This is a genomic window from Microbacterium sp. 18062 (assembly GCF_902706225.1).
In the GTDB taxonomy this organism is placed as follows: Bacteria; Actinomycetota; Actinomycetes; order Actinomycetales; family Microbacteriaceae; genus Microbacterium.
The window spans coordinates 1-12,491 of the sequence record NZ_CACSKB010000075.1 but is presented as its reverse complement, the minus strand read 5'-3'; the positions used below and the strand labels follow the sequence as shown (position 1 = coordinate 12,491).

The following is a 12,491-nucleotide window of genomic DNA, read 5'->3' as shown; positions in this document are numbered from 1 at the left end:
GGGATGCGCTCTCGTCCGACGCTGTGCCCGCCGCATCCGACGAGAGCGCATCCCCGCTCAGGCCCCAGACGCCCGCGAGCAGCTCGTATGAGCGCTCGCGGTCGGCGGGATCGTGCGTGATGGTCGTGACCAGAAGCTCGTCGGCCCCGGTGACGCGCCGCAGCGTCTCGAGGCGCTCGGCGACCGTCCCGGGGCTCCCGACGAACTGCGTGTCGAGGCGATCGCGCACGACCTCCCTCTCGCCGTCGGTCAGGGGATGCGCGAGCGCCCACTCCGGGGTCGGGTAGGGGATGGCGCCCTCGCCCGCGCGGATGCTGTGCACCCAGTGCCCGTAGCCGCTCGCGAGGCGCGCGGCCTCCGCATCCGTGTCGGCGACGAGCACGTCGACCGACACCGCGACGTACGGCGCGGCGAGCCTGCCCGGGCGGAACGCCTCGCGGTAGGAGTGCACCGCCTCGAGCACGAACGTGGGGGAGACGTGGTAGTTCGCCCCGAACGGCAGCCCGAGCCGCCCCGCCAGCTGAGCGCTGGCGCCGCCGGTCGAGCCGTGCAGCCACACCTCGATGTCCTCGCCCTCCGCGGGGGTCGCGTGCAGCGGAACCCCCTCGGGCACGGTCAGCGTGCCGTCGATGAACGCGAGGATGTCGAGGACGTCCTGCTCGAAGCGGTCGCCGTCGGTCTCGGTGCGGCCGAGCAGCCGCGCCTGGGCGACGAAGCGGTCCGCGTCGAAGCGGAAGGGGCGCGGCGCCGGCAGCACCAGGCCGTCGACGACCCGGTCGGGGACGGACGACGGTGCGGGCGGGGTCTGGGACGAGCTCGTGGCGCCGGAGCGGCCGATGCCGAGGTCGAATCGATGCGGATGGAGCGCCGAGACGACGCCCGCCGCCTCGGCGACCTGGAGTGGGGAGTAGTTGCCGATGATGGTGGCCGCGGTGCCGACCCGGATGCGGGACGTCGCCTGGGCGATCGCGGCCAGCAGCACGTGCGGGGCGGCTCCGGAGATGCCGGGGTTCAGGTGGTGCTCGGCGAGCCAGTACCGGGCGTAGCCCCACTGCTCGGCCTTGCGGGCGAGCGCGATGCTGGCGCGCAGCCCGGCGGCGGGGGTCTGGCCCTGCCCGAACGGCGACAGGTCGAGGATGGAGAGGGGCGTGGTCATCGCGGGCTCATTCTCTCAGGTGGGGACGACGATGCGGGCGGACGGCTCGCGCCGCCCGCCCGCGGAGACGGTCAGGATGCCGGGAGTCCCGGAGGGTTGATCTCGCTCACGTCCACGGCCTCGGACTCGAGGCCCCAGAACTCGAGCAGTTCGGTGTAGGTGCCGTCCTCGATGATCTTGTTCAGCACGATGCTGACCGCTTCGATGAGGCCGTTGTCCTTCGCGGTTCCGACGGCGATGTCGGCCGCGAGCGGCCACCCGCCGGGAACGATGCCCACCAGCTTGGTGTCGCCGGTCTCCACCGCCGCCCACGCCGCGGTGGCGTTGGGGCCGAAGTTGGCGTCGACGCGCCCCGACTGCAGGGCGAGGGTGGCCGCGGCGGTGTCGTCGTAGTAGATGAGCTCGGCGGGCTCCTCGCCGGCGGCCTCGAGCTCCTCGTTCCACGCGAGCAGCACCTGCTCCTGGTTCGTGCCCGACCCCACGACGATCTTCAGCCCTGCGATGTCAGCAGACTCCGTGATCGATTCGATGTCGCTGTCGGACTTCACGTAGAAGCCGAGCAGATCCTGGCGGTAGCTGGCGAAGTCGTACAGCTCCTTGCGCTCCTCGGTGACGGTGACGTTCGAGGTGATGATGTCGTACTTGCCCGACTGGATGCCCAGCGGCCAGTCCGCCCACGCGACCACCTGCGGGTTGTACTCGAGTCCGAGCCCCTCCGCGATGAGTGAGCCGATGTTGGGTTCGGTGCCCGCGACATCGGTCGCCGCGGAGGTGCCGTCGGGTTGGTAGCTCAGCGGCGGGACGAACGCGCCGATCGCCACGGTGAGCTTGCCGGACTCAATGGGCTCGAACCCGCTCGCCTCGAGCGCGGCGACGGCCTCCGGGACGGCATCCGTATGGAACCACTCGATCTCCTCGGTCGTCGTGTTCGCCGAGGTCTCCTCCGGCTCCGCTGCCGCCTCGCTCGGCTGGTTCAGGTTGACCGCGGCGATGATGCCGCCGACGATCGCGGCGACCGCGACGACGCCGACGCCGACCGCGATGCCCTGCTTCTTACTGATGGCCATGCTGTTTCTCTCTCTGTCGGGTGCTATCGGGTGGAGGGGGACGTTCTGGGTGAGGCGCGGGCTCGGGCGAGAACGAGCCGGGAGGGGGATGCCGCTGCGCGGTGCTCAGCCGAGCACCTTCGCGACGAACTCGCGGGTCCTCGGGTGCTGCGGGTTGCCGAGCACCTCCGCGGGCGTGCCCTGCTCGACGATCCGGCCCTGGTCGACGAACACGATGCGGTCGGACACCTCGCGCGCGAAGCCGACCTCGTGCGTGACGATGACGAGCGTCGTGCCGAGCTGCGCGAGGTCGCGGATGACGTCGAGCACCTCGCCCACGAGTTCCGGGTCGAGCGCGCTCGTCGGCTCGTCGAACAGGATCACCTTCGGCTTGAGCGCCAGCGCACGCGCGATCGCGACGCGCTGCTGCTGCCCGCCGGAGAGCTGGCGCGGATAGTGGGCGGCCTTGTCGGCGAGACCCACGCGGTCGAGCAGCCCGAGGCCCAGTTCGCGGGCGTCGTCCTTGCCGAGCCGCTTGAGCGCGAGTGGTGCCTCGATGACGTTCTCGAGCGCCGTCAGGTGCGGGAAGAGATTGAAGTTCTGGAAGACGATGCCCACCTGCGTGCGCCGCTTCAGGATCTCCTTCTCGTGCAGCTCGTAGAGCTTGTCCCCGCGCAGCTCGTAGCCGATGAACGTGCCGTCGACCGTGACCGAGCCGCGGTCGACGCTCTCGAGGTGGTTGATCGTGCGCAGCAGGGTCGACTTGCCCGAGCCCGAGGGGCCCAGGATCGAGACGACCTCTCCGGGCTGGATCGTCAGGTCGATCCCGGCGAGCACCTCGAGGCCCCCGTAGCTCTTGTGGACGTTGTGGATCTCGACGAGCCCGGTCGTGGTCGCCGCCGCGTCCGTGGCCTGAGCGATCTTGGTCGTGGTGCTCACTGCGCTCCTCCGAACTTCGCGTCGTTGCGGTTGCCCTGTTCCCGCACGGTCGGCACGGGCGGGGCCTCCGCCCCGGGCAACGGCGGCGGCGCCTTCTCTCCGTCGCCGAGCCGCGCCCACTGCACGCGCGCGACGTGGCGCAGGCGCTGCAGCGGAGTCGGGGGCAGCACGCGCACGGCCCCTCGCGCGTAGTACCGCTCGATGTAGTACTGGGCGATGCTGAGGATCGTGGTGATGATCGTGTACCAGACCACCGCCACCAGCAGCAGCGGGATCACGCGGCTGTTGCGGTTGTAGATGACCTGCACCGCGTAGAACAGCTCAGGGATCGCGATCACGAAGACCACGGACGCGCCCTTGACGAGTCCGATGACCTCGTTCGTCGCGTTCGGGACGATCGAGCGCATGGCCTGCGGCAGGATGATGCGCGCCAGACGCCTGCGGGGCGGGATGCCGAGCGCCGCGGCCGCCTCGAGCTGACCCTGGTCGACCGACAGTAGGCCGCCCCGGATGATCTCCGCGGAGTAGGCCGCCTGGTGCAGGCTGAGCCCCAGGATGGCGGCGGCGAACGCGCTGATCAGCTGCACCGTCGGGAACTCCACGATCCAGAAGTCCGTCGTGAAGGGCGTGCCGAGCCCGAGCGTCGGATAGAGGTAGCCGAGGTTGTACCAGACCACGAGCTGCACGACGAGCGGGACCGAGCGGAAGAACCAGATGAAGCCCCAGGCGGCGGAGTTCAGCAGCGGCGACTTCGCCAGGCGGCCGAGGGCGAGCACCGTGCCGAGGAGGAAGCCGATCGTCGCGGAGATCGCGGTCAGCGACAGCGTGTAGCCGATGCCGATCAGGACGGGCTCGGAGAAGAAGTAGTGTCCGAACACTCCCCACTCGTAGTTGGGGTTCGTCACGAGCGACCAGGCGAACTGGGCGAGCGCGAAGACGATGAGCGCGCCGATCGTCCAGCGGAACCAGTGCCGCGTGTGGACGACGCGGATGGTGCCGAGGTCGACCCGGTCGGTCGGGGTGTCGCCGCCGGGCGCGACGGGGGCGGCATCGCCTCCCGGGCGGCGGGCGAGGGTGTCGGTCATGGAGGGCTCCTTGGATCACGCGGTGCGGGGCGTCGGGTCGGTGTCCCGACCGTAGGGCGTGATCCGGGTCGGACCCGATCGGCGTGATCACACGGCGCAATGCATCGATACACGGCGTAATGCGCGTGCCGGGGCGTTCCCGACATCGCACGACCGAGGCGCCCGATGTCGGAGTCTGACGGCGCATGTCGCCGGATGACCGCCGATGACGCGACGGGTTCGGAGCTCCCCTCGCACCTGAGAGCGTGGCTGCCGGCGGCCGGAGGGGTCGTCATGGATCGTCGGAGGCGAGCCCTGTGAGGTACGTGCTGTCGCGACTGCTGCAGGCGGTCGGCGTGCTGTGGGCCGCCTACACGGTGTCGTTCCTCGTGCTGTACGCGCTGCCCGGCGATCCCGTGCGCATCATGATCGGCACGGACGCGACCGACGTGACCGAGGCGCAGCTCGATGAGCTGCGCGCCCAGTTCGGTCTCGACAAGCCGATCGCGCTGCAGTACCTCGAGCAGCTGCTCGGGGTGCTGCGCGGCGATCTCGGCGTGTCGATCGCGACCGGGCGTCCCGTGGCCTACGTGATCGGCGAGGCGATCCCGCCCACTCTGCAGATCTCGGCCGCCGCGCTCGTGCTCGCCGTCGTGTTCGGCATCGCGATCGCCGTGCTGGCCGCCTACACGCGCTCGCGACGGCTCTCGGCGCTGCTGCTGGCGCTGCCCCCGCTCGGGGTCGCCGTGCCCGGCTTCTGGCTCGGACTGATGCTGATCCAGTGGTTCTCGTTCCAGATCCCGCTCTTCCCTGCTGCGGGGGTGCGCGGTGCGGGGGCGCTCGTGCTGCCCGCGATCACCCTGGCCGTGCCCACGGGAGCGCTCATCGCGCAGCTGCTCTCGAAGAGCCTCTTCGCGACGCTCCGCGAGCCCTACATCGACACGGCGTGGGCGAAGGGCGCGGCTCGCCCGACGGTCTACCTGCGGCATGCGCTGCGCAATGCCGCGCTGCCCGCGCTCACGATGACCGGTCTGGTCATGGGCCAGCTGCTGTCGGGCACGGTGGTCACCGAGACCGTGTTCTCCCGCCCGGGGATCGGCCGGGTGACCGCCGCCGCCGTGCAGCAGCAGGACATCCCGCTCGTGCAGGGGGTCGTGCTGTTCGCGGCGGCGGTCTTCGTGTCGGCGAACCTGCTCGTCGACCTCGTCTATCCCCTGTTCGACCCGCGCATCGTGCTCGACGGCGGCTCGCCGCGTCGCCGCGCCCTGCGCCGGCTCGCCGCGAAGCCCGCGCTCGCGCTCGCGCTCGCGCCCGACGATGCGGGGGCGGACACGCTCGCCCCGGCAGGCTCGGCGCCGACCGACTCCTCCTTCCCCAGGCAGGCACCATGAGCGAGACGACAGCGCTGCTGCCGACGGACCGGCAGACCCCGGCCGACGGCTTCGGCAGCACCGCCCCCGACCGGTTCGACGACGCGCTCCGTCAGCGGCGAGCAGGCCGGGGGCGCCGCGCGCTCGGATACGGCGGACGGCTGCTCGCCCGCCCGGGCGCGGTCATCGCCGCGCTGTGGCTGCTCGCCGTGGCCGTCGCGGCCGTCGCGCCCGGGCTCATCGCCCCGGGAAGCCCCTACGACGCGACTCCGGCAGACCGGTTGTTGGCTCCATCGGCGCAGCATCCGTTCGGCACCGACCAGATCGGCCGCGATCTGTTCACGCGCGTCGTCCACGGCACGGGCCTCACGCTCTCGGCATCGGCGATCGCCGTCGCCGTCGGCCTCGTCGTCGGCTCGGCGCTGGGCCTGGTCGCCGGATTCGTCGGCGGGCGGGTCGACGCGCTGGCGATGCGGATCGCCGACGTGCTGCTGGCCATCCCGAGCCTGCTGCTCTCGCTCGCCATCGTGACGGTGCTGGGCTTCGGCACCGTCAACGTGGCGGTGGCGGTCGGCGTGGGGAGCATCGCCTCGGTCGCGCGCATCATGCGCTCGGAGGTGCTGAGGGTACGGCAGTCGGTGTACGTCGAGGCGGCACGCATCTCCGGCAACACCTGGACCCGGGTGCTGCTGCGGCACGTGCTGCCGAACTCCGCCGGACCCGTGCTCGTTCTCGCCGTGCTCGAGCTCGGCACCGCGATCCTCGCCGTCTCGGCGCTCAGCTTCCTCGGGTTCGGGGCGCCGCCGCCCGCCCCGGAGTGGGGCGCGCTCGTCTCGGGCGGGCGGGACAACCTGCGCAACGCCTGGTGGCTCACCGTCTTCCCCGGCATCGCGATCGCGCTCACCGTGCTCGCCGCCAACCGCCTCTCGCGGGCGCTCGACACCGAGGGGAGGGCCGTGCGATGAGCGGGCCCGACCATCCGCGTGCGGGCAGCGTCCCCGTGATCGACGCCGCGCCCGGGCGCGCCGCCGCCGAGCCCGTGCTGCGGGTGAGCGACCTGTCGGTCGGCTACCGGACGGGCGGAACGCTCGTCGAGGCCGTCCGCGGGGTCTCGCTGACCGTGGCGGCCGGTGAGACGGTCGCGATCGTCGGCGAGTCGGGGTCGGGCAAGTCGACCACCGTCCACGCCCTGATCCGCCTGCTGGCGGGCAACGCCGTCATCACCGGCGGCCGCATCGACTTCCTCGGGCGGGACCTCGTGCAGGCTCGAGCCGCGGAGCTGCGCACCGTGCGCGGCCGGCAGATCGGACTCGTGCCCCAGGATCCGACGGTGAGCCTCAACCCGGTGCAGCGCGTCGGCGAGCAGGTCGGCGAGGTGCTGCGCCTGCACGGGCTCGCCGACCGCAAGAACGCCCGCCTGCGCGCCGTCGAGGCACTCGCCGCGGCCGGCCTGCCCGACTCCGAGCAGACCGCGCGCCGATACCCGCACGAGCTGTCGGGCGGCATGCGGCAGAGGGTGCTCATCGCGATCGCCATCATCGCCCGCCCGCCCCTCATCATCGCCGACGAGCCGACCAGCGCACTCGACGTCACGGTGCAGCGGCAGATCCTCGACCACCTCGACACCCTCAAGCACGAGCTCGGCACCGCCATGCTGCTGATCACCCACGACCTCGGCGTCGCCGCCGATCGCGCCGATCGGATCCTCGTGATGTCGGAGGGCCGGGTCGTCGAAGAGGGCACGCCCGCCCAGGTGCTCGAAGACCCGCAGCACCCCTACACTCGCCAGCTGATCGAGGCGGCTCCGAGTCTGAACGCCGGGATCGCCCCCGTTCCCGCCGCGGTCCCGGTGGCCGGCCCGGCCGCGGCGGGCCCCGACCGCACGGTGCTGCGCGTCGAGGGTCTCGTCAAGGAGTTCCGGGCGGATGCGGACGTCGTCCGCGCCGTGGACGGGGTGAGCTTCGAGATCGAGCGGGCACGCACCCTGGCTCTCGTCGGCGAATCCGGCTCGGGCAAGACGACCACGGCGCGCATCGCGCTGCGCCTGATCGAGCCGACCGCCGGTCGCGTGGAGTTCGACGCCGACGACGTCACGAACCTTCGCGGTCGCGCGCTGCGCGCCCTCCACCGTCGGGTGCAGGTCGTGCACCAGAACCCCTATGCCTCGCTGAACCCGCGGCTGAGCGTGGGGGCGATCGTCTCCGACCCGCTGCGTGCGTTCGGCATCGGCACCCGCGCGACGCGACGCTCGAGGGTCGAGCAGCTGATCGAGCTCGTCGCCCTGCCCGCCGACGCCGTCGCGCGCCGTCCGGCCCAGCTCTCCGGTGGTCAACGCCAGCGGGTGGCGATCGCCCGGGCCCTGGCGATCGAGCCCGAGCTGATCGTGCTCGACGAGCCGGTCTCCGCGCTCGACGTGTCGATCCAGCACCAGATCCTCACCCTCCTCGCCGACCTGCAGCGCGACCTGGGGCTGAGCTACCTGTTCATCTCGCACGATCTGGCGGTCGTCCGCCGCATCGCGCACACGGTCGGCGTCATGAAGCAGGGCCGCATCGTCGAGATCGGCGACGTCGCGGACGTCTTCGAACGGCCCGCGCACGACTACACCCGCACCCTGCTGGACGCGATCCCCGGCCGCGGGTCCCCTCCGCACTGAGCCTGCGCCGCATCCCTCCCGCAATCACCGACCCCTGCACCCCGTCACATTGGAGACCGACCATGAGAGTCCCCCGCACCGTATCCGCCCTGACCGTCGGCGTCGCCGCCGCGCTCGCCCTGACCGCTTGCGCTGGCGGCGGGGACGGCGCCGCCCCGTCGACCGGCAGCGGCCCCGTCGACGGGGGCGAGCTGCTGTTCGCCCTGGCGGCCGACCCCATCTCGCTCAATCCCTCGGGCGTCGGCAACGGCAACATCACCTGGTACGTCACCCGGCAGCTGGTCGACTCGCTGCTGTTCCAGAACCCCGACACCGGTGAGCTCGAGCCCTGGCTCGCCGAGTCGTACGAGTCCAACGACGACGCGACCGCCTTCACCTTCGTGCTGCGCGACGACGTCACGTTCTCCGACGGCACGCCGCTGACCGCGGAGGACGTCAAGGGGACCTTCGACGACATCGTCGCGGCGGGCGCCCTGTCGGATGCCGTGCGCGACCTCGTGGGCTACGAGGAGACCGTCGTGGTCGACGACCACACGGTGGAAGTGCGCTTCTCCGCGCCCAACGCTGCGTTCCCGACCGCCACCACCTCGGTGGGCCTGGGAATCGTGGGCGCCGCCACCCGCGAGATCCCCTACGACGAGCGCGCCGACGGCCAGGCCCTCGTCGGCACCGGCGCGTTCACGCTGGAGTCGTACACGAAGGACGTCGAGACGGTGCTGGCCGCGCGCGAGGACTACGCCTGGGCGCCGGAGGCGCTGGAGAACGACGGCGCCGCGCATCTGGACTCGGTCGTGTTCCAGGTCGTGCCCGAGGCGAGCGTGCGCCTGGGGAGCCTCGTGTCCGGCCAGCTCGACGCGATCGGCAACGTCCTGCCCACCGATCTCGAGGAGCTCGACGCGCAGGGCCTCACCGCCCTCTCGCGCACCAACCCCGGGCTGCCCTTCAACGTCGCCTTCAACGTCGCCAGCCCGCTCTCCTCCGACATCGCGGTGCGCGAGGCGGTCGCCGCGTCGATCGACAGCGTCGAGGTGCGCGACACCCTGCTCGGCGACCTGTTCCCCGTGGCCACCAGCTCGCTCACCGCGAACACCCCCGGCTTCGCCGACCAGAGCGCGTTCTACGCGTACGACCCCGAGCACGCCGCCGAGGTGCTCGACGACGCGGGCTGGACCGAGGGCGCCGACGGCGTCCGCCAGAAGGACGGCGTGCCGCTGCAGCTCTCCCTGCTGTGGGCGACCAACAATGCCACGAACCAGGCCGTGGTCGAGCTCATTCAGCAGCAGCTCGCAGAGGTGGGCATCGGGGTCGAGCTGGTCAGCGGCACGGTGCCCGAGGTGCTCGCCCGTCAGGACGCCGGCGACTTCGACCTGAGCTGGGGCAACCTCTCCCGCACCGACGGCGACGTGCTGCGCACCGTGTACTCCGCCGCCACCACCAGGCTCGGGATCGACGACCCCGAGCTCGAGACGCTGCTGCAGGAGCAGCTCGCCGGTCGAGACACGGCCGCTCGTGCCGACCTGCTGGCGCAGGCGCAGGAGCGGATCGCGAGCCAGTACTACCAGGTGCCCGTGTACGAGCTGACCTCGATCATCGGTCTCGCGCCGGAGGTGGAGGGCCTGCGCTTCGGAGCGGACTCGAGGCTCGCGTCCCTGGTGAGCGCCTGGAAGAACGCGGAGTGACCGTGGGGTCGAGCTCGCTCCTGCAGCAGACCACCGAGCTGCTGCAGGAGCTCGTCCGGAACGCCGCGGTGAACGAGGGCACGCCCGAGTCCGGGCACGAGCATCGGCAGGTGCGCACGCTGCAGCGGTTCTTCGAGGGATCCGGGCTCGACCCGGTCGTCGTGGAGCCTCATCCGGGACGCCAGTCGCTCATCGTGCGGATCGAGGGCACGGACCCCTCGGCGCCCTCCCTCGCGCTGGTCGGGCACACGGACGTCGTCCCCGTCGAGCCCGCGGGCTGGGAGCGCGACCCGTTCGCCGCCGAGATCGTCGACGGCGTGCTGTGGGGCCGGGGCGCGATCGACATGCTCAACCTCACCGCGGCCTACGCGGTCGTGACCCGCGCGGTGGCGCTCGGCGCGCCCGGCACCGCCCGCTTCCGCCCGCGCGGCGATCTCGTGTTCGCGGCGGTCGCCGACGAGGAGAACGGCAGTCGCTTCGGCGTCGGATGGCTCACCGAGCACCGTCCGGATCTCATCGACGTCGACTACGTGCTCACCGAGTCCGGCGGCGCCCCGGCCGGCCCGCTTCCCTCCATCGGGGTGATGGTGGGGGAGAAGGGCGGGGCGGGACGATCGTTGCGGGTGCACGGCGCTCCGGGCCACGGATCGGCGCCGTGGGGCGCGCGCAACGCGTCCGTCATCGCGGCCGAGGCCGTGAGCCGGATCGCCCGCTTCCGGGGGCCGACGGTGATCACGCCCCAGTGGCGCGAGTACGCCGGCGCGCTCGGGCTCGACGCCGACACGGCGGCGGCGCTCGTGGATCCGGATCGCTTCTTCGAGGCGCTCCCGGCCACGGGCGGCCTGCAGGGGTTCGCGCACGCGTCCACCCACACGACGATCTCGCCCAACGTCGTGCGCGCCGGGGAGAAGATCAACGTGATCCCGGGCGAGGCGACCGTGCAGCTCGACATCCGGGTGCTCCCCGGAGTCGGTCCCGACGAGGTCGAGGGCTACCTCCGCGAGGCGCTCGGCGACCTCATCGAGCACATCGAGATCGAAGGCGACTGGTTCGGCGAGTCGTCGCTCTCGCCGACCTCGACCGCGCTGTTCGATGTGCTGCGCGGTGCCGTCCGCCGGGCCTACCCGAGGGCGGAGCTGCTGCCGATGCTCGGCATCGGCGGCACCGACGGGCGCTTCTTCCGTCGCCGCGGCATCCCCGCCTACGGGTTCGGCGTGCTCAGCGAGACGTGGGATTACGGCAAGTTCCGTACCCTGTTCCACGGGAACAACGAGCGCATCGACCTGGAGTCGCTGCGCCTGACGGTGGAGGCGCTCGATCAGGTCGTGCGTGAGTTCCTCGGCGGCGACGCGAGCGGCGAGCGGCGCCTCGCCTCGATCACGGAGGAGTCGTCATGACGTCAGCGACAGCGGCCACCGTTCCCGCGGCCGGGTTCATCCTCCCGGGGAACTATCCCGAGGACGACCCGGCCGCGGGTCTCGAAGCGACGCTGCGGCTGTTCGCCTACGGGGAGGAGCTCGGCTTCGATGTCGCCGGCATCCGTCAGCGGCACCTCGAACGCGGAGTCTCTTCGGCGCTGCCGCTCCTCGCGGCGGCGGGGCAGCGCACGAGCCGCATCCTGCTGGAGACGGACGTCGTGCCGCTCGGCTACGAGACGCCGTTCCGGCTCGCGGAGGACTTCGCGACGGTCGACGCCCTCTCGGGCAGGCGCGTGAACATCGGCGTCAGCACATCGGCGCCGCACGCGACGCTGCTGTCGGAGCTGGGGAGACCCGACCACGATCCGGATGCGGACCCGTTCACGCTGATCGAGCGGTTCCTCCTCGCCCTGGAGGGGCATCCGCTGGCGAGCGAGCCGATCCACACGCCCTACGGGCCGCAGATCCCGCGCGTGCAGCCGCACGTCGCGGGCCTGCGCGACCGGGTGTGGCTCGGCGGCGGATCGCTCCGCTCGGTGCTCTGGGCGGCCGAGCGGGGACTCAAGCTGCTGCTCGGGAACGTCGGCGACGGCGACGCGGCCGACACGTTCGAGCAGGCGCAGCGCATCCACATCGAGGAGTACCACGCGGGATTCGCCGGGACCGGCGCCGCCGAGGTGGGGGTGGAGCGGGTGCTCCTGCCGACGGACTCCGCGACGCCCCGCCAGCGCGAGCACTATGCGGCGTTCGCGGCGGCGCGCGACCCGCGCACCGAGCGACCGCAACGGCTCGGCGATCGCGCGGTCGTGTTCCAGCGCGATCTGCACGGCACGTCCGCGCAGATCGCGGAGCGTCTCGCGGCGGATCCGACGTTCGACGGGCGCACCGAGCTGCGGGTGGCACTCCCCTACGGCTTCAGCGAGGACGAGTACCGCCAGATCCTCTCCGACATCCGCCACGGCGTGCTGCCCGCCCTCGGCTGGAGCCCCGTGCTGGCAGGTGCCGCGTGAGCGCCCCGGCTGCGGCCCTGCGCCCGGCCCGGGCCCTGCGCCCGGCCCGGGCCCTGCGAGACATCACATTCGCGGCGATACTTCGCGCATCCCGTGGTGCCTCGCGAGAGATGTGGTGTCTCGCGAGGCACCACGGGATGCGCGAAGTATCGC

Annotated in this window: 10 protein-coding genes; 6 read left to right on the top strand and 4 right to left on the bottom strand. The window is 72.0% G+C overall.

What is annotated here, in order from left to right; all coding sequences use genetic code 11:
• From GVL03_RS17870 to GVL03_RS17855, 4 genes are all read right to left on the bottom strand, one after another.
• Positions 1–1,156, bottom strand: a 1,156-nt coding sequence (locus GVL03_RS17870; RefSeq protein WP_159502366.1) for an LLM class flavin-dependent oxidoreductase, incomplete at its 3' end; no start/stop codon positions are given.
• 71 nt (positions 1,157–1,227) lie between these two features.
• The gene (locus GVL03_RS17865) at positions 1,228–2,223 is read right to left on the bottom strand and encodes an ABC transporter substrate-binding protein (protein WP_159502365.1); all 996 of its coding nucleotides are present in this window, start codon (positions 2,221–2,223) and stop codon (positions 1,228–1,230) included.
• 105 nt (positions 2,224–2,328) lie between these two features.
• The gene (locus GVL03_RS17860) at positions 2,329–3,141 is read right to left on the bottom strand and encodes an amino acid ABC transporter ATP-binding protein (protein ID WP_306770355.1); all 813 of its coding nucleotides are present in this window, start codon (positions 3,139–3,141) and stop codon (positions 2,329–2,331) included.
• Positions 3,138–4,226 (bottom strand): amino acid ABC transporter permease, encoded by a 1,089-nt coding sequence (locus GVL03_RS17855; RefSeq protein ID WP_159502364.1) that lies wholly within the window; start codon positions 4,224–4,226, stop codon positions 3,138–3,140. Before GVL03_RS17855 ends, GVL03_RS17860 begins: the two co-directional genes overlap by 4 nt.
• Before the next feature lie 296 nt (positions 4,227–4,522).
• On the opposite strand from GVL03_RS17855, the gene GVL03_RS17850 reads away from it, so the two are divergent.
• From GVL03_RS17850 to GVL03_RS17825, 6 genes are all read left to right on the top strand, one after another.
• Positions 4,523–5,596, top strand: coding sequence for an ABC transporter permease (locus GVL03_RS17850; protein ID WP_159502363.1), 1,074 nt, complete (start codon positions 4,523–4,525; stop codon positions 5,594–5,596).
• Complete coding sequence (locus tag GVL03_RS17845) at positions 5,593–6,540, top strand: ABC transporter permease (RefSeq protein WP_159502362.1); 948 nt, start codon at positions 5,593–5,595, stop codon at positions 6,538–6,540. Before GVL03_RS17850 ends, GVL03_RS17845 begins: the two co-directional genes overlap by 4 nt.
• Positions 6,537–8,231, top strand: a complete 1,695-nt coding sequence (locus GVL03_RS17840) for an ABC transporter ATP-binding protein (RefSeq protein WP_159502361.1) — start codon at positions 6,537–6,539, stop codon at positions 8,229–8,231. The genes GVL03_RS17845 and GVL03_RS17840 overlap by 4 nt, the downstream gene beginning before the upstream one ends.
• 62 nt (positions 8,232–8,293) lie before the next feature.
• Positions 8,294–9,910: an ABC transporter substrate-binding protein gene (locus GVL03_RS17835; protein ID WP_159502360.1), complete on the top strand. Its 1,617-nt coding sequence runs from the start codon at positions 8,294–8,296 to the stop codon at positions 9,908–9,910.
• On the top strand, positions 9,907–11,307 hold the full coding sequence (locus tag GVL03_RS17830; RefSeq protein ID WP_159502359.1) for a M20/M25/M40 family metallo-hydrolase: 1,401 nt from the start codon (positions 9,907–9,909) through the stop codon (positions 11,305–11,307). Before GVL03_RS17835 ends, GVL03_RS17830 begins: the two co-directional genes overlap by 4 nt.
• The gene (locus GVL03_RS17825) at positions 11,304–12,338 is read left to right on the top strand and encodes an LLM class flavin-dependent oxidoreductase (protein ID WP_159502358.1); all 1,035 of its coding nucleotides are present in this window, start codon (positions 11,304–11,306) and stop codon (positions 12,336–12,338) included. The genes GVL03_RS17830 and GVL03_RS17825 overlap by 4 nt, the downstream gene beginning before the upstream one ends.
• Positions 12,339–12,491: the final 153 nt, after the last annotated feature.